Source organism: Halovulum sp. GXIMD14794, from assembly GCF_054457455.1.
In genome coordinates, this window is the sequence record NZ_JBTLNF010000006.1 from 275931 (window position 1) to 296128 (window position 20198).

Consider the following 20198-nt stretch of genomic DNA (forward strand, 5'->3'; position numbering starts at 1 on the left):
GTTTCCTCCTTGTCAGTTTTTCGTTGAATTCGTGCGGATCACTGGATCCCCGGAAGAGTTCCCGGCCGCAGCTCGGTCGCGGCGGCGATGTCTGCTTCGTCGATCCAGAAGCGCTCGCGCATCGTGGTCAGTTCGCTCCATTGGTACGAAAGGACCGGAGTTCCGGGGACGACGTTTCGAATGCGTTTGTTGATCGCCAGGGCGCCCGCCGCAGTAACCAGGCCCACCGAGTAGACGTTCGCGGTGAACAACTGTTCGTACTCGTTGAAGAGCGCGCGTTGCTGCGCCGGATCAGCTTCCGTCTTCAGTTCGGCCGCGATCTCGGCCATACGCTCTTCGAAAGGAAGCAGTTTTTGAGGCTTCGTCGAAGTGCCTTTATGCCAAGGTGGCGAAGCGTAACCGACCGGTGCGATTGAATTGATGTTTGCAAGCGGAACCTGGAATGCTCGATCGCCGCGCTGAAGGACAAGCTCCCAGTCGCAACTGTCCACGACGCCGTTCACGTAGTCTTGCAGCGGGGATGAGACTACGCGAATGCCGGCCTCTCGCAACATCGCGACAGAGGCTTCCCCAAGCGCTGCGTCTGTTGTCCGCGTCGCCATGAAGTGAAGTCGGGGCGAGAAGGTTTGCCCCTTGAGCGGTCCGTCGGTCCAATCCACGAAACCGTCGCCGTCGATATCCTCCAGGCCCGCCTGTTCAAGCAGCGCTGTAGCCGAGGCAGGATCAAACGGGTAGAAAACGGCACGGTCCAGGTCGAACGATCCGCTATCCGGGTGGAGGCCCCCGGGATATTGGGCCGTGAAAGGACCGCGGATAAGCGCTTGCCCCATGGCGCGGCGATCCATCGCGTGGGAGAATGCGCGACGTACTTCGAACTCACGAAACTTCTCGCGGTAGGCTAACGCTTCGGGGTCATCAGCGCCACAGGAGGTGGACAGGTTCAGGTCGATCCGCCAGTGAAACACGCGCGGACCCCAGTAGACGTTGACCGGAGAATCTTCGGCCCGCGCGGCCTTCACGCCCTCAAGATACAAGGAGGGGTCCTGCATGTTGGTGTAGTCGGCATTCCCCGCCAGGGTCTGAACGTCGCGGTCCTGCACCGTGGAGAGCCGCCATTGCACTTCGTCCAGATATGGCAGCTGGTTTCCCTGCTGATCCACTTTGAAGTAGTAGGGGTTGCGCCGCGCGATGATGAACTGGTCAGGGGCGTAATCCACCGCCGCCCAGGGTCCCATCGTCACCCAGGGTAGGGTCGATGGCGCAAGAGCCGAGATATAGCTCTCATACGTCGCGTCGTCGTTGTACTTGGGGTGCAGCGGCTTGAGGATATGCGCCGGACCCGGGCACATTGTGGGATATGCCATGCGCAGAAGCTGTGTGCGCTCGTGCGGATTGGCGAAGGTCCAGCGGATCGTGTGGGCATTCACCTGTTCGAGGGTCGTTCCTTCTCCGAAAGCCCCGATCGTCGCGCGGGAAGGAACGCGTGGGTCAAGCACGTTGTCTTCCCAGAAGAACAGGACGTCTTCTGCATCGAAGGGGTCGCCATCAGACCATTTGGCTCCTTCCAGCAGATGCATCGTCAGCTGCATGCCGTCGGCGGACCATTCCCAGTTCGTGGCGAGGTTTGGCAGCGGCTCGGACTGGCCTTCTTCGAGCGCCCATAGGGCTCCGGTGTTGGTGAGGCACTCCTGGTGGGTCATGTTGACCCCACCCCAGCCCTGAGTTTGACCTGCGGCCCAGTTCCACCCGTTCGGCCGGCCTCCCGTTACGTGGCGCAGTACGCCTCCGTAGCGCCCGACCCCATGAGGTGTCGATGTCATGTCCATCACTATGGGTGCTTTGGGAAGCCGCTCGGCGACCGAGGGAAGCTTTCCGGCCGCAACGAGTTTCGAGACCCAGTCGGGTTCGCTGTAATTGGCAAGCGTTTCTACCCGCATGAGTGCTTCGCGGGGCAGGGGTTCAGACGTATCCGCCGAGAGCGCGGGCGCGTCCGGCAGAGCGACTGGCGCTGCTATATTCTCGGCCACGAGTGGGGGCGCAGCGATGAGAACGACTGTGGTCATCAGGTAGTTTCGCAAGAGCTCCTCCCATCCGGACGTGTTTTTCCGGAAAGGCTAAAAGCTGACCGCCACGCGGCCATATCGGAAAGCTCGCTCATCTCGGGTAGTTTTGTGCGGTCTCGGGAAGATCGCACAGAATTACCGACTGTCGCACAATCATCTGCTATTCATGGTCACTGGTCGCACAGCAGGATGCATCGCATCGGACTGACGTGGAGGGAAAACCTGTGCCCGGGAAAAATGTGCTGCTGATGATCGCAGATGATCTGGGGCGTGACCTGGGCTACTTCGGCAATCGGTGTGCCGTTACACCCGTTTTGGACGCATTCGCTGCCGAGGCGGTGTCCTTCGACAACGCCTTCTGCACGACTGCCTCCTGTTCCTCTTCTCGGTCGGTGATCTACAGCGGGCGACACAACCACGAGATAGGGCACTATGGTCACTCGCACGGGATCAACCATTTCGCGACCTTTGGTGGCGTCGAAACACTGCCTGCCCTTTTCAATGCGCACGGTTGGCTGACCGGAATCATCGGCAAGGTCCATGTGCGACCCGACGAGGTCTACCCGTGGTCCGTCCGCATGGAAGGGGACGGGCGTAACGTGCAGAGCATTGCGGCACGGGCTTCTGGGGTGTTCGCGCAAGCTCAAAAAGAGGGACGGCCGTTTCATCTGACCATCGGGTTCGAGGATCCGCACCGCTCTCGGGGTCGCAAGAATTTTGCGAACGAAACCGACTGGCCGGGCGTCGAGAAGCGTATCTTCACCCCCGAGGAGGCCGAGGTTCCGAGTTTCTTGCCGGATCTGCCGGAGGTGCGTGAAGAGTTGGCCGAGTATCACCAGTCGGTCAACAGGCTGGATCAGGGCGTAGGCATGGTGCTGGCGGCGCTCAAGGACGCCGGCGTTGCCGAAGATACCATGGTCCTGTTCGTCAGCGACAATGGTGTTCCATTCCTGAATGCGAAAAGCACGCTCTACGCCGCCGGATGCCGGTTGCCGTTCCTGATGCGGGTTCCCGGTGGACCCAGAGGCCTGCGGAACCCGAACTTCGTTTCGTTCACCGACATCCTGCCGACATTTCTCGACTGGGCCGGGATCAAGGCGCCATCATCGGAGCGGCGCGGACGTTCCCTGCTGCCGGTGCTATCGGAGCGGCAACTGTTGCCGGATTGGTCCTCGGCCTTCGGGTCCCATACTTTCCATGAGGTGACAAATTACTATCCGGTGCGGGCCCTGCGGACGGCGACGCACAGCTATCTAAAGAACGTCGCGTGGAAACTGGACTTCCCGTTGGCGTCGGACATCTATGGCTCACTGACATTCGAGGCGGTACGCAAGCATGCGCCGCACAGGATCGGCACACGCCCGATCCGGGATTTCTTTCAGCGACCACATGAGGAGCTCTACGACACTGTCGCCGACCCGGACGAGACCTGTAACCTGGCGGACGATCCGGACTATTCCGGACTGTTAGCCGAGATGCGGGCTACGGTCGAGGCGTGGCAGAAAGAGACACAAGACCCCTGGCTCTACAAGGATGGGGTCAGCTGGCTCTCGAACGCCTACCATGCGGATCACGGGCTGGACCTGCCCAACTGCCACGACACGTGGCTCCCAGATGAGCGCTGATCAGTCCGCGTCGGTGTCGAGAGAACTGGCGAGGATCCCGTCGGAGAGTTCGGACGGCGCGACGCCGTACACCCGGCGGAAGGTCTTGGCGAAGTAGCTCGGGTCCCGGAACCCGCAGTCGAAGGCGACCTCCTTCACCGATTTCGTACCGGTCTGAAGCTGTGCGAGTGCGGCGCGCAACCGGAGTTCCAGAACGAACCGGGCCGGCGACGTGCCCTCGGACTGCTCAAATACGCGGGTGAAGTGACTCCGGGAGTAGCCCGCCATCCGCGCCATTTGATCGATGGACAGCGGCCGGTCTACGTTCTCGCGCGCATATTCGATCACCGCACGGACGGCATCGTTGCGGCGGCGCGTGCGGAACGCCGCACCATTTTCGAGAAAGTCCTCGGCCAGCGCCATGCAGACCTCGTAGGCCAGGGCCGAGCTGCGCGAGGCGGCTTCGTGAGGCTGGCGCAGGAGTTCCTGGACGATATCCGCTATGCGGGAAACGGCGGCAATGCCCGGCTCTACCAGCGGTCCGTGAGCTGCGAGAATCGCGGACCAGATCCGCACCGCTTCGCGCCCTGATATGCAGATCCAGAAGAACTCCCAGGTATCACCATCCTCGAGGTAATAGCGATGGTCGTGCGGCATCCGCAGGATCATCGCCTGGCCGGGCCGAACGTGAAACGGCTTGCCCTCGAATGTCAGCCGGCCCGCACCAGAGATCGTGTACTGGAACAGCACGAATTCGCCCGGTCCGCGATCGGGGCCGACGTAATTGTAGCCACTGCCCGACTGGACGTCATAGCCAACGCTCGTTGGCATTACGTAGAGTCGCAAGGGGCCGCGCGGGAACAGCAGCATCCGCGAGCGGGGGCCGTTCTGTGTTAGAGATGATGCGTCAAAAATACCCGGCATAATGCGTATTTCCTCTCGTAGCGCCGGAATGTCCAGTCTTATTCTGCGATCAAAGGTACGGAAATCTCCGGGAGAGACGTGAATGAAAATCGCATTCATCGGGGCAGGAAGCGTCGGATTTACCCGAAAGCTGGTGCGCGATCTGCTGAAGGTCGACATTTTCCAGGACGCGGAATTTGCGCTGCACGACATCAACGACAAGAACCTCGGCATGGTTGCCCAGCTGCTGGAGCGGGACATCTCGGCCAACGGGCTGCCGGCGCGGGTGACGCAGTCGCTTGACCGCCGCGAGGCGCTGGAAGGCGCCCGCTACGTCATCAACTGCGTGCGGATTGGAGGACTCGAGGCGTTCCGCCACGATATCGAGATCCCGCTGAAGTACGGCATCGATCAGTGCGTCGGCGACACGATCTGCGCGGGCGGGCTGATGTACGCACAGCGCTCGATCCCGCAGATCCTGGAGTTCTGCCGGGATATCCGCGAGGTGGCCGAGCCGGGTGCCTGGTTCCTGAACTACGCCAACCCGATGGCGATGAATACTTGGGCGGCAATCGATCACGGCGGTGTCGCGAATACTCTGGGTCTTTGCCACGGCGTGCAGAACGGCTGGCGTCAGATCGCGAACGCGCTCGGCGCCGAGGATCACCGGGAGGTCGAGATCTTCTGTACGGGGATCAATCACCAGACCTGGTACACTGGTATCAAGTACCAGGGCCGTGAGATCGGGCGCGACGAGTTGGTTGCCGCGTTCGAGGCTCACCCGGAATACAGCCAGACCGAGAAGGTCCGGATCGATGTGCTGAAGCGTTTCGGATACTACTCGACCGAGTCCAACGGCCATCTCAGCGAATATCTGCCCTGGTACCGAAAGCGTCCCGACGAAATCGGGCGCTGGATCGATACCAGCGAGTGGATCAACGGCGAAACCGGCGGTTACCTGCGTGTCTGCAGCGAACGGCGCAACTGGTTCGAAGAGGACTTCCCGAAATTCCTCGCCGAAGCGGGCAAGCCGCTGTCCGAGCATGAACGGTCGGACGAGCATTGCAGCCGGATCCTCGAGGCGCTGGAAACAGGGACCGTCTACCGCGGGCATTTCAACGTCAAGAACAACGGCACGATCACCAACCTGCCCGACGACTGCATCATCGAAAGCCCTGGTTTCATCGACCGCTTTGGGCTGAACATGGTCGGCGGTGTGACCTTGCCGCTCGGTTGCGCCGCGACCTGCCAGGCATCGGTCGACGTGCAGCGCATGGGTATGCTGGCGGCGGTCAACGGAGACATCGAACTTTTGCGCCTAGCCATGCTGCACGACCCGCTGGTCGGCGCGGTCTGCAACCCGGACGAGGTTTGGCAGATGGTCGACGAATTGCTCGTCGCCCAGGCCGAGTGGCTGCCTCAGTTCGCGGGCGAGATCGATGGGGCCAAGGCGCGGCTGTCGAAGGCCACCGTGAAGACCCGTGCCTGGACGGGAGCCGCGCGCAAGGCGACCCGCAGCGTCGACGAGCTGCGCGCTGACAAGGAAAGCAACGTTATGACCGCCGAGAAGGTGCGCGCCACTCAGCAGGGCTGAGGGCGCCACGCGGACCCCGGATCAACCGGGGCCGTACTCCAACATCCATGAATCCCTGGGAGGAGACGACATGAGACTTAGAACTGGTGCCTGCGTGGCAGCCATGCTTGCGGCGGCAACACCGCTTCATGGGGCGGATCTTGTCGGATCGACTGGTTTGCCGGACGCGAAGCCGCTGCCGACCGGAGAGGTCGAGCCTGTCGATTACGACAAGCTGATCTCGATCCGTGCGCTCGATGGCTATTCCGAACCCGAGTTCGTCGCGGCCGCCGTTGCAGCCGGGAAATTGCCTCCGGTCGAGGAGCGGCTTCCGGCAAAGCCCCTGGTGATGGACATGTCCGTGACGCCCGACGGCGTGGGTGAATACGGCGGCGTCCTGCGCCACGTCACCGGTGGCCGGCCCGAGGGCTGGAACTGGGCGGCCGGTCTGCACCAGGGATGGGGCGGTCTGACGATGACGGCGCAGGAGTGCCTCGTGTCCACCGGACCGATGTGGCAGCTTTCCGACGCCAAGATCGAACCCCTGCCGAACCTTGCCACCAGCTGGGAATGGTCCGAGGACGGGCACCAGCTGACCATGCATCTGCTGGAGGGTGCGAAATGGTCGGACGGCGATCCGTTTGACGCCGAGGACATCATGTTCTTTTGGGAGGACAATGTCCTCGACCCGCAGGTTCCTGCGCGGATCACCGGTGACACGTTCGGCGAGGGGACGACGCTCGAGAAGCTGGATGACTACACGATCCGCTTCACCTTCCCCGACGCCTTCCCGGTGCCGAATGTCTACAAGATGGCCTATATCAATTTCTGCCCGGGGCCGTCGCACATCCTGAAGCCGCTGCACCCGAAACACGGCGGGGCGGATTACGCCAGCTACGTCCAAGGCCTGCCTGCCGACCACGTGCCGTGGGTCACGATGGGCCCGTGGGCGGTCACGCAATACTCGCCCGACCAGTATGTCGTCGCACGCCGCAACCCGTACTACTGGAAGGTCGATCAGGAAGGAAACCAGCTCCCCTACCTCGACGAGGTGCAGTGGCGCTTGTCCACCTGGGAGGACCGGGACGTCCAGACCTTCGCGGGCAACGCCGACTGGACCAACATGGAGAACCCGTCGATCTATCTCGAGGGTATCCGCAAGACGCAGGGCGAAGACGCCGAGAACGCGATCTACTGGGGACCGCGCTCGCTCAATTGGCGGCTCGACATGAACCTGTCCAAGACCTGCGGACCCGATGATGCCGAAACCCAGGCGATCCGGGACCTTAACCGTGATCTGCGCTTCCGCCGGGCCGTCAGCCAGGCGCTGGATCGGGATGCGTTGGGGCAGTCACTGGTGCGCGGTCCGTTCACGCATCCCTATCCAGGCGGGATCAACCCGGAAAGCGGTGTGCTGACGCCTGAAGCGATCGCCTACTATCCGTATTCGGTCGAAACCGCCGCGTCGCTGCTGGCCGATCTCGGGTTCGAGGACACCGACGATGACGGTTATCTGAACTGGGCCGACGGACCGCTTCTGGGCCGCAATCTGGAGATCGAGCTGTCCTACTCCACCCAGCGCACGACCGACGCGGCGCTGGCGGAAAGCGTGATCGCCATGCTCTCCGAGGCCGGGATCCGGATGCTGCCCCGTGCCATTCCGACGCTTGTCGATCCGGTGCGCGACAGCTGCGATTGGGACGTGATCCTCGATCGCGCCGGACGCGGGTTCCAGACGCCCATCACCAACCTCGATTACTACGCGCCGGCGTCCTACAACGTTCCGGTCTGGCATGTCGGTACACCCGAACGCCCTCAGGAGCTGCTGGATTTTGAGCCCGAGCTTCTGGAACTGGTTACGGCGCTGCGAACCGAAACCGATACTGAGAAGCGGATCGAGCTGTTCTCGCGTCTCAACCGGGTGATGACAGAGAACGTCTATCATGTCGGGCTGATCAACGCCTCTGCCGCACTGATCGTGAACGAGCGGATCCGGAACATCGTGCCCGGCACGCCGGTGCTTGCCTACCAGTTCTCGGAGAAGGGCGCGATGCGCGAGCGCCTGTGGATCGCCGCGGACCGGCAGGGCGACGTTTCGGAAATCCAGCCAGGCGTCATCCCGGGCGTCGAGTGACCCCGGACTGACGTTTGCCCGGCGCCGCCCTTCCTCGGCGCCGGGCTCCCACACGGAGGATCCAGATGCTTGCCTACATCCTGAAACGCATCGTCGCCGCGATCGGACTGCTGTTTGCCGTCAGCATCGTCAGCTTCCTGATCCTTCAGGTGCCCGAGGGCGACTACGCGAGCTATGCCAAGGCGATGGCGATCAGCCAGGGCGGTATGAACGAAGCCGACGCCGAGGCCTACGCAGCGCAGGTGCGGGAGCGCTACGGGCTCGATCAGCCGCTGCTGGTGCAATACACGCGCTGGATCGGAAACATAGTCCTGCATGGCGACATGGGACCGTCCTTTGCTTACAACAAGCAGGTTTCGGAACTGGTCGGAGAACGCCTGCCGCGGACGCTTGCCATTGCCCTGATCTGCCACGTGCTTGCGACGCTGATCGGCGTCGCGCTCGGGGTGATCGCGGCCTCCAACCAGCACCGGCTTGGCGACACCGTCGCTTCGACGCTAGCCTTCATCGGGATGACCATTCCGCGCTTCTTCATGGCGCTGGTGATCCTCTACTACCTCGCATTCGTGGTGGGTTGGCCCTATATTGGCTCGCTCTATTCACCCGAGTTCGTGTTCGAGGACATGGGCTTCGCCAAGGCCTGGGACTTCCTGAAACATGTCTGGCCGGTGATCCTGATCGCGACCATCGGGGGGCTTGCCTACAACACGCGGGTGATGCGGGGCAACCTGCTCGACATCCTGCGCCAGCCCTATATCGAGGCCGCCCGGGCCAAGGGACTGACCGAGCGCAAGGTGATCGTGAAGCATGCGGTGCCCAACGCGCTGCACCCGCTGGTCATGCACCAGGGAGTGATCCTGCCGTATATGCTTACCGGAGAACTCGAAGTCGCGATCATCCTGTCGATCCCGACGCTGGGGCCGCTGATGTACAGCGCGCTGACGCAGCAGGACGTCAATGTCGTCGCCTCGATCCTCCTTGTGCTTTCGGCAGTGCTGCTGATCGGCAATCTGCTGGCCGATCTTGCGCTTGCCTTCCTCGACCCCCGTATCCGCTATAGCTGAGGGACCGCGATCCATGCAGGACAAGACCCTGATACTTTCGCCGGACGCCGCTGCCTCGCTGGCCGCACCCGTCGTGCCCGACGAGGCCCCGGAAAGCCACATGCGCCTGGTCTGGCGCCGGTTCCGCCGCCGCCGGCCCGCACTGCTTGGCGCGGCGATCGTCATCATGCTGGCCATCGTCGCCGTCTTTGCCGACTTCTTCGCCCCCTACGATCCGACGCAGCGGGACAGCGCGCATTTTTACATGCCCCCGCAGGCCCCGCATTTCTGGAGCCAGGAAGAAGGCCTGCACCTTGTCCCCTATGTCCACCCGCTGACCGAGACTTTCGACCCTGAGACCTTCGCGACGAGTTTCGAGGCAGATGCTGGTACGATTTGCCAGTTCCGGTTCCTGGGCCGGGGGTGGAGCTACGAGTATTTCGGGTTCACCTTCGACCGACACTTCATGGCGCCGGACCCGGACTGCGCAATGCATCTTCTGGGTACGGACTCGCTGGGGCGGGACATGCTCTCGCGAACTTTGGTCGGCAGTCGGCTGACGCTTGCGATGGCAGCGTTGGTCGTCACGGCGAGTGTTTTCATCGGCACCGCCGTGGGTCTGATGTCCGGCTTTTTCTCTGGCTGGGTCGACAACACGCTGCAGCGGTTGACCGAGTTCATCCTCGCGTTGCCCGAGTTGCCATTCTACTTGGCGCTGGTCGCGATCCTGCCGCGCAATGCCGGGCCGATGACCGTGTTCCTGCTGTTGGCGCTAATCCTGTCGCTGATCAAATGGGCAGGCCTCAGCCGCGAGATCCGCGGCAAGACGCTGGCGCTTCGCCGGGTGGACTATGTCGTCTCGGCTGTCGCGCTCGGGGCGGGGGACCGGCGCATCCTCGTGCGGCACCTGCTGCCGAACATCCTGAGCCACGTGATCGTCGTGACCACGCTGATGATCCCGCAGATCATCCTGGTCGAAAGCTTCCTGTCCTTCCTTGGCATCGGCGTACAGCCGCCGCTGGTCAGCTGGGGTCTGCTGCTGAACGCGGCGAAGGACCTGCAGAACCTCGGCTCCTACCCGTGGATGCTGTTGCCAGTCAGCGCGATCCTGATCGCGGTGTTGGGGTTCAACCTGCTGGGCGACGGGCTGCGCGACGCCATCGATCCCTATTCGAACTGAGGCCGCCATGCTTGATCAGACACATCCGCTGCTCGACGTCCGCAACCTCGGGGTCAGCTTCCGGCTCGACAAGTCCAGTTTCCAGGCGGTGCACGATTCCAGTTTCATGGTCCGCTCCGGCGAGACCCTGGGCCTTGTTGGAGAATCCGGTTCTGGGAAATCGGTCACCGCGCGGGCGATCATGCGGCTTCTGGCGCCGACAGCCTCGGTGACGGACAAGACCGAGATCCGGATGGACGGGCACCGGATCGACAGCATTCCCGACGATCAGATGCGGCAGATCCGGGGCGGGCGGATCGCCATGGTTTTCCAGGAGCCTATGAGCTCGCTCAACCCGCTCTACACGATCGGCAACCAGATCGCTGAAACGTTGATCACACACCAGGGGATGAACAAGAAACAGGCCCTGAAGCGGGCTGAGGAACTGCTGGGCGAGGTCCGGATTCCGAGTCCGGCGGCGCGGCTCAAGCAGTATCCTCACCAGTTGTCGGGCGGTCAGAGGCAACGCGTGATGATCGCTATCGCGTTGGCCAACAATCCCGACCTGCTGATTGCAGACGAGCCGACGACTGCGCTGGATGTGACCGTCCAAGCCGAGATTCTCGACCTGCTCAAGCAACTGCAGAAAACCCACGGAATGGGGATCATCTTCATCACCCACGATCTCGGAGTGGTGCGCAGCATCTGCGACCGCGTCTGCGTGATGGAGAAAGGAGTGATCGTCGAGACCGGTGAGACCACGAAGGTCTTCGCCGATCCGCAGCATCCCTACACGCAGCGTCTCATCGCTTCGGAGCCATCGGGCAACCCACTTCCGGTGGCTGCGGACTCGGAGGTGATCCTCGAAGGGCGCGAGTTGAAGGTGGTTTACAATCTCGTTTGGGGCGGCACGTTCACGCGTCAGCGGATGGAACTGACTGCCGTCGACAGGGTCTCGCTGTCGCTGCGGCGCGGGCACACGGTCGGAGTCGTCGGGGAGAGCGGGTCCGGCAAGTCGACACTCGGCAAGACGATCCTGCGGCTGATGATCGAGTCCACCGGTGAGGTGATCTGGAAGGGCAGGCGGATCGACCAATTCGACCGCGGCCAGATGCGGCCCCTGAGGCCCCAGATGCAGGCGGTTTTCCAAGACCCGTTCGCAAGCCTCAACCCCCGTATGTCCGTGCGCCGGATCATTGAAGAGGGGCTGGAGATCCACGGGATGGGCACGCCCGCCGAGCGGCTCGCCAAGGTGCGCGCGGCGCTTGCGGAGGTCGGCCTCGATCCGAACTGCTACAACCGGTTCCCACACGAGTTTTCGGGCGGTCAGCGGCAGCGTATCGCGATCGCGCGCGTGCTGGTGCTGAAGCCCGAGTTCGTCCTGCTCGACGAGCCGACATCGGCGCTGGACCTGTCGGTGCAGGCGCAGGTGATCGATCTTCTGCGCGACCTCCAGGAGAAGTACGGGCTGAGCTATGTCTTCATCAGTCACGATCTGAAGGTCGTACGCGCCCTCTGCCATGATGTGCTGGTGATGAAGGATGGCGTGGTGGTCGAGGCCGGGCCCTGCGATCAGGTTCTTGGCAATCCAAAGACCGACTACACCCGCGCTCTGATCCGCGCCGCGTTCTGAACCAGAGGCCTCATGTCCCGTCCTAACGTCATCATCTTTTTCACTGACCAGCAGCGGTTCGACACTACCGGCGCGCATGGCAACCCGATGGGGCTGACGCCGAATTTCGACCGGTTGGCGGGGGCAGGGACGCATTTCGCAAACGCCTTTACGGTGCAACCGGTCTGCGGTCCGGCGCGTGCTTCGCTTCAGACCGGTCGCTATCCCACCGAGGTCGGCTGCTGGCGTAACGGGCGACCGCTGCCGAAGAATGCGACAACGATGGCTCGGGTCTTCCAGGCGGCTGGCTACGACACGGGTTATATCGGAAAGTGGCACTTGAGCGGCGAGGAGCCCGTGCCCGCAGACGAGCGGGGCGGGCATGATTTCTGGCGCGGGGCGAACCTGCTGGAGTTCGTCTCGGACGCCTACGACACGGTGCTGTTTGATGAAAAAGGGGATGCGCAGCACCTGCCGGGCTACCGTGTCGATGCGATGACCGACGAGGCGATCCGCTATGTCAGCGCGCCGCGCGAGGCGCCCTATTTCCTGACGCTTTCTTTCCTCGAACCTCACCACCAGAACCATGTCGATGCCTATCCCGCGCCCGATGGCTGGGCCGAGGCTTGTCCTCCGGTCTGGTCGCCGCCGGACCTGACCGCGCTCGGCGGCTCGGCGCCGGGGCATCTGCAGGGCTATTACGGGATGGTGAAGCGGCTGGATGAGGCGCTTGGCCGGCTGATGGATGCGCTGCGCAGCACGGGGCAGCTGGAAAACACGATTGTTTTGTTCCTCTCGGACCATGGATGCCACTTCAAGACGCGAAACGCGGAGTACAAAAGGTCCTGCCACGAGGCCTCGATCCGGGTGCCGATGATGGCGACAGGACCGGGTTTCGAGGGTGGCGGTAGGGTCGAGGGGTTCATGTCGCTCATCGATGTGGCCCCGACGCTGCTGGATGCCGTCGGCCTCGACGTACCCGAAGCGATGCAGGGCCGCTCGATCCTGCCGCTTCTGACCAACCGGCGCGCGCCCTGGCGGGAGGATCTGATGGTTCAGATCAGCGAGTCCCAAACGGGGCGCGCGCTCAGGACGAAGCGCTGGAAGTACGCGATTGCCGCCGATCCGGAGCTTGAAGACCAAGGCGCTTCGGACCGCTACATGGAAACCGAGCTCTACGACCTCGCGCACGATCCCTACGAGTTGGTCAACCTCGCGGGCCAAGAGTCTCATGCCGAATTGTCGGCGCACCTGCGCGACCGGCTTCTGGTGCAGATCGAGGCGGTCGAAGGTGCGGCGCCAAAGATCACGCCCGCTCCGCCGCTTCCGACGCAGGGCCAGAGGCGCGTCGGGCGGCACGAGTTCAACTGATCCAATTCACCAATGGCATGACAGGAGATCTGCCCCCGTGCTTCTATCCCAATACCGAACCGAAGATGGGCGTGTACAACTGGCGGTCCGCGAAGGAGGCCCCGCACGCGATGTTCGAACCGATCTGAGTCTCTATGAGCTTGCGGTTGAGTGCATCGCCGCCGGACGCGGACTGGCCGAGACGGTGGCCGACCTTGGAACCGGTGAGATCGTCGATCTTGCCGCCTTGGCCGAGCAGGGCCGTATGCTTCCCCCGCTGACCCATCCGGACCCCGCGCACTTGCACCTTACGGGAACCGGGCTGACGCACCTGGGGTCTGCCTCGACGCGCTCAGCAATGCACGCGAAGGCGACGCAGGACGAGACGGACTCCATGAAGATGTTCCGAATGGGCGTCGAGGGCGGAAAGCCTGCGGCGGACGGTATCGGGGCGCAGCCCGAGTGGTTCTACAAGGGGACGGGCGCGGCGCTCGTGGCTCCCGGCGCACCACTCGAAAGCCCTTGGTTCGCGGAAGACGGCGGCGAGGAGCCGGAAATTGCCGGGCTATATGTCATCGCACCTGACGGGACGCCCGTCCGGTTGGGCTTTGCCCTGGCCAACGAGTTCTCCGACCACGTGATCGAGCGTCAAAACTATCTGTACCTCGCGCACTCCAAGCTGCGGCCCTGCTCGGTCGGGCCCGAGATGCTTGTTGGGTCGCTTCCCGAGCACCTGGAGGGCACCAGCCGGATCTTGCGAGACGGAGTGCCGATCTTCGAGAAGCCGTTCCTGTCGGGCGAGGCGAACATGTCGCACACGATCGCCAACCTCGAAGGGCATCATTTCAAGTACGGTATCTTCCGCCAGCCAGGCGATGTGCATGTGCATATGTTCGGCACCGCAACGCTGTCGTTCGCGGACGGAATAGAAACGCGGCCGGGAGACGTCTTCGAAATTGAGGCCGCGCCGTTTGGGCAGCCTCTGCGCAATCCTCTGGTCCAGGTCGCGGCGCAGGTGCCGCCGCGCCATCCCGAGATGCGGGTGCTTTGACGATGTGGGCCTCGGGCAGAACTGTGCCCGAGGCCACTTATCGCGTCGTGTCGTAGGGAAAGATGCTGCCGTCGCGGTCTAGAAACAGGCCGCTGTGCTCCATAGTGACGTCGGCAAGAACCTGGCGCAGGCGGCGGACACTGTCGTCGATGTCGTGCTGCCCGCCACCTTGAAGCATGTCGGTTCGCGTGGGTCCCGGGCGGAGCGATACGTAAGGAATATCCTGATCGCGCAGCGCGTGCGCCAGCGAGATCGTGACCACGTGGGCCGCAGCCTTGGTCGACCGGTAGACCGCCATGCCAGCGTCCCCCATGAAGCGAAGCAGACCGGCCTGGCTGCCCATTGTCGCTGCGACCGGTGCATCTGCCAGTCGCAGGTTGGGCAAGAGCGCGCGTGTCACCATCGCGGGACCGAGAGCGTTGATGCGAAAGGCGGTTTCCCATTGCTCCGGGTCCGCATCAAGCGCGGTTGCCGTCCGATCCCCCATGATGCCGGCATTGTTGATCAGGAGGTTGATCGGGACGCCGGACAGGCTTGAGGCAAGGGCGTTGATGCTTGCATCGTCGCCCGTGTCGAGGGGCAGCGGTTCTAACCCGATCCCGGGCAGCCCCCCGGGCTGCGAGACATTCCGGACCGTTGCCAGAACCTTCCAGCCTTCGTCACTGTACTGGCGGCAGAACTCGAGCCCCATGCCCCGGGCGGCGCCAGTGACAAGGACGGTCTTCATGTGATGCGCTCTGCGAGCAATTTGTCGAGAAGGTGCCGGGCGTGCGTCGCGATCCGCGGATCGGGCGACGCTGGGCCGGGACGCCGGTTGCTACCTGGATCGAAGCCCGTCCGCCAACCATAGGCTTGCTTGCCTAGAAGAAGTTGGCCCTCCGGCGCCGGGCGCTCGCGGACGAACTGCATCAGCGGCAAGAGCGCCCGCTGGATCTCGTCGACACGATCCCAGTCTCCCGCAGCGGCCGCTTGGCATTGCGCGACCTGTTCGGACACGAAATTGGGCGCCGGGATCAGCCCGTGCGCACCGGCGCGGGCAAGAAACGGGTACTCCACTCCCCAATCTCCGGTCAGGATACGGAACCGGGCGCCGTGGGTCTCGCAGAAGTCCGCAACATCCTCGGCCTCGGTCTCGGCCTTGACGCCGACGAGGTTGTGGCAGCGCTCCTGCAGCGCGGCGAGACGGTCATAGCCAAGCTGCGTACTTGCCACCTTGGCGTTCTGCACGGCGACGGGCAGTCCCGCGCCGTCGGCCAGTTCCGCCAGCAGGTCCCACCAATCCGCCGGTCGCGGCGGCGGTCCCAGCGGTGGCTGGAGGATCACCCAGTCGGCGCCTTCCTCACGCGCGGCACGGATGAGTTCGACCTGGGCATGGGGCGAGGCCTCCATCACCGTCACACCGACGCTTCCGTGCCCGGCCATCTCGGCCACGGTGGTCCGCAGGCTCTCCAGCTTCTCGGCGAAGTCGAGTCGGTAGAACTGGGTGACGAAGCCAAACAGAACCACGCCCGAGGCGCCGGCCTCCATGCAGTGCGCGACCTGATGGCGGAAACCGTCCTGACGCAGCCGGCCTTCGGCATCGAAGAAGGCATAAAGGACGGGCAGGATCCCGCCGAGCTGGTCCGGGGTCATGCGGCACCTGCAGTATTGGGATAGGGACGCCGCCAGCCCGGCGCGTGACGGTTTTCGCCGGGCGGCGCATCCGTGGTCTTCTCGGCATGGCCCTTGATGGTTTCGGCGATCAGCCAGTCGGTCAGTTGGGCGTCCAACGCCTCTCGGATCGCCCCATAGGCTGGGTCATGCGCGAGGTTGCGCTGCTCCTGCGGGTCGGCGTCGATGTCGTGCAGAGTTACCGGCCCCTCTCGATAGCGGCAGAGCTTCATGCGGCCCTGCTCGATCATCATGCCGCGGTGCACGAACCCGCAGATCGGTCTAGCGACCTGGGGCGACGGGGCGAGAAGATCGCGGAAGGTTCCCTTTCGCGGCGCTATTCCGGCAAGACTGAGGAAGGTGGGATAGACATCCGGCAGTGCCACTGTATCGGCGCGCCGCTGGGGTTCCTGTCCCGGCACGTGGACGATCATTGGCACGCGTACCGATCCGTCCATGAAGAAGTTCTTGCAGACCATGCGGTAATCGCCGACGAAATCGCCGTGGTCCGAGGTTAAGACAATGACGGTGTTCTCGGCCAGCCCGCTTGCTTCGAGCGCGTCCAGTATCCGACCCACCGCCCTGTCGAGCAGGTGGATCAGCGCGGAGTAGTGCGCGCGGACCTTGGCGATCTGTCCGTCGGTGAACTCGGCATAATCGATGTCGGCCCAAGGGTTGCGCATGTTCTGGATCAGCCAGGGTCGGAGCGCCTCGGACTCGCGGGTGGCCGGGGCCGCGGGTGGCATATCGGCGGGGTCGAATAGGGCCGCAATATCGGCGGGTGGATCATAGGGGCAGTGCGGCGACGGAAAGCCGACCATCATCGCGAAGGGCTGGTCACGGTTGTGCGCCTCGATCAGTTCGGCCGCACGGTCCGCGCACCAGGCGTCAACCTGTTGCTCGGCTGATAGGGCCGAGATGCAGGCCCCGCCGTTCTCGATATAGCCTTCCAGCTCGCGCCCGTGCCGCTTCCTTTGACCCAGGCCCTCGAGGTATTCCGCATAGTCGTCGGGAATGTCGGTGTGCCGCTTGTCCTCGGCGATCACGCGTTGGTCGAAACCCCCGAGGTCGTCCCACGGTGTGAAGTGCATCTTGCCGACGCCGTAGGTGCGATACCCGGCATGGGATAGCAGGGCGGGCCAAGTCTCGATCCCGCAGGCGGCGTGGTCGGGGCGCAGCCACTGGCCGTTGGTCGTCACCCCGGTTTCGAGCGAGGTCGCGCCGGTCATCAGGCTGGCTCGAGCCGGAACGCAGATCGGCGTGGGCGAGAGACAGCGCTCATAGACCGTCGAGCGCGCGGCGAGCGCATCCAGCGCCGGTGTCCGCGCGAACTCCGCCCCGTAGCAGCCGAGGAAATCCGCCCGAAGTTGATCCGGCATCAGGAAAAGAATGTTTGGCGGCCGCCTCATGCGTGCGCGTCCAGAGCGATACCTTCGACCGGGTCGCGCAGCACGCTGTCGCGGCGGTCTGCAAGTTCCGCCAGGTACTTGAGGTCGTCCGCCGAGGACTCTGACGTGCCCCAGCGGCGATCGACGTCGGGCCAGGGGATCGAGTTGATCAGAAGCTGCGTGTAGGGATGCTGCGGCTCACCGATCACCTGCGCAGGCGGCCCGGCCTCGGCCACGCGCCCGGCGTGCAGCACGATAACGTAGTCGCTGACGTGATAGGCGGTCGCGAGGTCATGCGTGATGTAGACGATCGAGATGCCGAAGCGGTCCTTCAGCTCGTAGAGGTTCTTCAGGATCGAGGCCCGCAGGCTGGCATCGACCATCGAGACCGGTTCGTCCGCGATGAGTAGCTTGGGGCTGAGCATCAGCGCGCGCGCCACCATCAGACGTTGGCGCTGGCCGCCGGAAAGCTCGTGCGCGAAGCGGCCGAGGATCAGGTCGGGGTTCAGGCCGACCGCACCGCAGGCCTGAACCATGCGGCGCTCGATCTCGGTCGGATCGCTGGTGATGCCGAAGCGGCGCAGGGGCAGGGACAGAGCGCGGTCCACGCGGTAGAACGGGTTGAACGAGCCGTAGGGATCCTGGAAGACCGCCTGCACGTCGCGGCGGAAGTCCTTGCGCCGGGCCTTCGGAAGTGTCGCCACATCCTGTCCTTCGAACAGCACCTGGCCGGTAGAAGGCGCGTTGAAGCCCAGCATCAGCCCACCCATCGTCGATTTGCCAGACCCGGACTGGCCCACCACCGAGACGATCATCGGTTTGCTTCCGTCCAGCGTTAGCGACAGGGGCGCGAGCGCCTGGTTACCGGGGCCGCTTAGGAAACCCCCGCCATAGGTCTTGGAGACGCCGCGGAACTCCAGCAGAGGCGTGGCGGCCTCGTGCCGGCTCTTGCCCGTGCTGTTGGTCGAGGACGCAAGGAAACTCTCACCGCCTATGGCCGGGACTGAAGATATCAGCTGCTTGGTGTAGGCGTGCTGCGGGTCGGTCATGATCTGGCGGATCGGACCGGTCTCGACGATGCGGCCGTCCTTCATCACCGCCAGTTCGTCCACCGACTGCGCCATTAGACCCATGTCGTGCCCGATCAGGATCAGCGCCGAGCCAAGGCTTTCCTGCGCCTTGCGCAACGTCTCCATTACCTGGCGCTGGGTGATCACGTCGAGCGCCGAGGTCGGCTCGTCCGCGATGATAAGTTCCGGGTGCAGTGCCGTACTGATGGCAATGCAGGCGCGCTGTTTCATGCCGCCGGATAGCTCGTGCGGGTACATGCGTCCGACCTTGGCCGGCAGGCCGACACCTTCGAGCGCCTTGCGAGATCGCTCGCGCAGTTCAGCCTTGGGGCGTGGGCCCTCGTGGTCGGTGATCCCGTCCCAGATCTGCCGCTCGATCCGTAGCACAGGGTTAAGTGAGTTCATTGCTCCCTGCGGTATATAGCTGACCCGGCTGAGCCGCGCCTGCCGCATCTCCTCGGGACCGAGCGCGAGTAGGTCAGTCTCGCCCAGCAGGATCTGCCCGCTTGCTATGCGCCCGGGCTGCTTGATCATCCGCATGATGGCGAGTGCCGTCGTCGTCTTGCCAGAGCCGCTTTCGCCGACAAAGCCGATGCGACGGCCCGGCTGGATGGCGATGTTCACCTCGGCCACGGCGTGCACCACGCCCGCCATTGTCGGGTATTCGACCGCCAGATCGCGAATGGTGAGGGTCATGCGCGCCTCCGCAGACGGGGGTTGGCCAGCTCGTCCAGCCCGGTGTTGATCAGGTAGAGGCCGACGAACAGGATCACGAGCGCGGCGATCGGCGGGACGATCCACCACCAGAGCTTCAGCAGGAAGGCCGAGAAATTCATCATGTAGTAGATCGTCATGCCCAGCGTCGGCGCGTTCTTCGGACCGAGCCCCATCGCCTCAAGGCCGATGGAGGCCAGCACGGCGGCGGAAACCGCGGTGACGAAGCTGGCGACGAGGAAGGGCAGCAGGTTCGGGACAAGCTCGGCGAAGATGATCTCGAACGGGCCGGCGCCCGAGATCCGCGCGGTGTTGACATAGCCCGCGTTGCGCATGACCAGCACCTGCGCCCGGATCTGCCGCGCCGGGCGGCGCCAGGCGAGCGCTGCGATGATCAGCGCCATGGTGGTCGGCGTCAGGCCCTCCTTGATGGCGCTGGCGATGATCACGAGGATCAGCAGCGCCGGGACCGTCAGCAGAACGTCGGTGACGAAGTTGATGATCCGGTCGGTCCAGCCGCCGAAATAGGCCGAGATGAACCCCAACGCGCCACCAATCGCGACGCCGATGGCGCCCGCGATCAGACCCAGCCGCACCGTCAGCCAGGTGCCGTAGACGACGACCGCGAAGAGGTCACGCCCCTGGCTGTCCGAGCCGAACCAGTGGTCCGCCGAGGGCGGCTGCGAGGGCGGCGCGCTGAGCGGTCGGGCCATGCGAGCTTCGACGAAGAAGCTGCCGATCAGCGAGAACAGGATCAACCCGCCGACCAGCGTGATTCCGATCCCCAGCGACGGGTTCCGGGACAGGTAGCGCCGCGCATGGGTGAGTTTCGAGATGCGCCGCAGCGCGGGCGCCGTGGCCGCATCGGCCGTCATTGCATTGCC

General features: G+C 63.8%; 15 protein-coding genes. 8 read left to right on the top strand and 7 right to left on the bottom strand.

Annotation, left to right across the window (positions count from 1 at the left end; genetic code table 11):
• Positions 1–38: 38 nt before the first annotated feature.
• On the bottom strand, positions 39–2078 hold the full coding sequence (locus ACW9UR_RS16120; RefSeq protein ID WP_458918074.1) for an ABC transporter substrate-binding protein: 2040 nt from the start codon (positions 2076–2078) through the stop codon (positions 39–41).
• A 224-nt stretch (positions 2079–2302) separates the two neighbouring features.
• On the opposite strand from ACW9UR_RS16120, the gene ACW9UR_RS16125 reads away from it, so the two are divergent.
• On the top strand, positions 2303–3688 hold the full coding sequence (locus ACW9UR_RS16125; RefSeq protein WP_458918075.1) for a sulfatase family protein: 1386 nt from the start codon (positions 2303–2305) through the stop codon (positions 3686–3688).
• Here ACW9UR_RS16125 and ACW9UR_RS16130 read toward each other — a convergent pair whose 3' ends face one another.
• A complete protein-coding gene (locus ACW9UR_RS16130; RefSeq protein ID WP_458918076.1) occupies positions 3689–4498 on the bottom strand; it encodes a helix-turn-helix domain-containing protein in 810 nt (269 codons plus the stop codon).
• 175 nt (positions 4499–4673) lie between these two features.
• On the opposite strand from ACW9UR_RS16130, the gene melA reads away from it, so the two are divergent.
• The 7 genes from melA to araD1 all read left to right on the top strand — a co-directional run bounded on the left by melA (position 4674) and on the right by araD1 (position 14492).
• Entirely contained in the window at positions 4674–6164 is a 1491-nt protein-coding gene (gene melA, locus ACW9UR_RS16135; RefSeq protein ID WP_458918077.1) for an alpha-galactosidase, read from the top strand.
• A 70-nt stretch (positions 6165–6234) separates the two neighbouring features.
• Positions 6235–8277: an ABC transporter substrate-binding protein gene (locus tag ACW9UR_RS16140; RefSeq protein ID WP_458918078.1), complete on the top strand. Its 2043-nt coding sequence runs from the start codon at positions 6235–6237 to the stop codon at positions 8275–8277.
• A 65-nt stretch (positions 8278–8342) separates the two neighbouring features.
• Positions 8343–9341: an ABC transporter permease gene (locus tag ACW9UR_RS16145; RefSeq protein ID WP_458918079.1), complete on the top strand. Its 999-nt coding sequence runs from the start codon at positions 8343–8345 to the stop codon at positions 9339–9341.
• A gap of 13 nt (positions 9342–9354) precedes the next feature.
• Positions 9355–10500, top strand: a complete 1146-nt coding sequence (locus tag ACW9UR_RS16150) for an ABC transporter permease (RefSeq protein ID WP_458918080.1) — start codon at positions 9355–9357, stop codon at positions 10498–10500.
• Positions 10501–10507: 7 nt separating this feature from the next.
• Positions 10508–12112, top strand: coding sequence for an ABC transporter ATP-binding protein (locus ACW9UR_RS16155; protein ID WP_458918081.1), 1605 nt, complete (start codon positions 10508–10510; stop codon positions 12110–12112).
• 12 nt (positions 12113–12124) lie between these two features.
• The gene (locus ACW9UR_RS16160; protein WP_458918082.1) at positions 12125–13462 is read left to right on the top strand and encodes a sulfatase-like hydrolase/transferase; all 1338 of its coding nucleotides are present in this window, start codon (positions 12125–12127) and stop codon (positions 13460–13462) included.
• 37 nt (positions 13463–13499) lie between these two features.
• Entirely contained in the window at positions 13500–14492 is a 993-nt protein-coding gene (gene araD1, locus ACW9UR_RS16165; RefSeq protein ID WP_458918083.1) for an AraD1 family protein, read from the top strand.
• A gap of 37 nt (positions 14493–14529) precedes the next feature.
• On the opposite strand, the gene ACW9UR_RS16170 is transcribed toward araD1, so the two are convergent.
• The 5 genes from ACW9UR_RS16170 to ACW9UR_RS16190 are packed head-to-tail and all read right to left on the bottom strand — an operon-like array spanning position 14530 to position 20189.
• Positions 14530–15219, bottom strand: a complete 690-nt coding sequence (locus ACW9UR_RS16170; protein WP_458918084.1) for an SDR family oxidoreductase — start codon at positions 15217–15219, stop codon at positions 14530–14532.
• The gene (locus ACW9UR_RS16175; RefSeq protein ID WP_458918085.1) at positions 15216–16124 is read right to left on the bottom strand and encodes a dihydrodipicolinate synthase family protein; all 909 of its coding nucleotides are present in this window, start codon (positions 16122–16124) and stop codon (positions 15216–15218) included. The genes ACW9UR_RS16170 and ACW9UR_RS16175 overlap by 4 nt, the downstream gene beginning before the upstream one ends.
• The gene (locus tag ACW9UR_RS16180) at positions 16121–17551 is read right to left on the bottom strand and encodes a sulfatase family protein (RefSeq protein ID WP_458918086.1); all 1431 of its coding nucleotides are present in this window, start codon (positions 17549–17551) and stop codon (positions 16121–16123) included. The genes ACW9UR_RS16175 and ACW9UR_RS16180 overlap by 4 nt, the downstream gene beginning before the upstream one ends.
• The gene (locus ACW9UR_RS16185; protein WP_458918087.1) at positions 17548–19296 is read right to left on the bottom strand and encodes an ABC transporter ATP-binding protein; all 1749 of its coding nucleotides are present in this window, start codon (positions 19294–19296) and stop codon (positions 17548–17550) included. The genes ACW9UR_RS16180 and ACW9UR_RS16185 overlap by 4 nt, the downstream gene beginning before the upstream one ends.
• Positions 19293–20189 (bottom strand): ABC transporter permease, encoded by an 897-nt coding sequence (locus ACW9UR_RS16190; protein WP_458918088.1) that lies wholly within the window; start codon positions 20187–20189, stop codon positions 19293–19295. Before ACW9UR_RS16190 ends, ACW9UR_RS16185 begins: the two co-directional genes overlap by 4 nt.
• Between the last annotated feature and the right edge of the window lie 9 nt (positions 20190–20198).

What these genes read in the sequence shown, in the direction of transcription:
- ACW9UR_RS16130 (WP_458918076.1), bottom strand. Translation starts at nt 4,498, where the DNA reads ATGCCAACGAGCGTTGGCTATGACGTCCAGTCGGGCAGTGGCTACAAT.
- melA (WP_458918077.1), top strand. Translation starts at nt 4,674, where the DNA reads ATGAAAATCGCATTCATCGGGGCAGGAAGCGTCGGATTTACCCGAAAG.
- ACW9UR_RS16140 (WP_458918078.1), top strand. Translation starts at nt 6,235, where the DNA reads ATGAGACTTAGAACTGGTGCCTGCGTGGCAGCCATGCTTGCGGCGGCA.
- ACW9UR_RS16145 (WP_458918079.1), top strand. Translation starts at nt 8,343, where the DNA reads ATGCTTGCCTACATCCTGAAACGCATCGTCGCCGCGATCGGACTGCTG.
- ACW9UR_RS16150 (WP_458918080.1), top strand. Translation starts at nt 9,355, where the DNA reads ATGCAGGACAAGACCCTGATACTTTCGCCGGACGCCGCTGCCTCGCTG.
- ACW9UR_RS16155 (WP_458918081.1), top strand. Translation starts at nt 10,508, where the DNA reads ATGCTTGATCAGACACATCCGCTGCTCGACGTCCGCAACCTCGGGGTC.
- ACW9UR_RS16160 (WP_458918082.1), top strand. Translation starts at nt 12,125, where the DNA reads ATGTCCCGTCCTAACGTCATCATCTTTTTCACTGACCAGCAGCGGTTC.
- ACW9UR_RS16170 (WP_458918084.1), bottom strand. Translation starts at nt 15,219, where the DNA reads ATGAAGACCGTCCTTGTCACTGGCGCCGCCCGGGGCATGGGGCTCGAG.
- ACW9UR_RS16175 (WP_458918085.1), bottom strand. Translation starts at nt 16,124, where the DNA reads ATGACCCCGGACCAGCTCGGCGGGATCCTGCCCGTCCTTTATGCCTTC.
- ACW9UR_RS16180 (WP_458918086.1), bottom strand. Translation starts at nt 17,551, where the DNA reads ATGAGGCGGCCGCCAAACATTCTTTTCCTGATGCCGGATCAACTTCGG.
- ACW9UR_RS16185 (WP_458918087.1), bottom strand. Translation starts at nt 19,296, where the DNA reads ATGACCCTCACCATTCGCGATCTGGCGGTCGAATACCCGACAATGGCG.
- ACW9UR_RS16190 (WP_458918088.1), bottom strand. Translation starts at nt 20,189, where the DNA reads ATGACGGCCGATGCGGCCACGGCGCCCGCGCTGCGGCGCATCTCGAAA.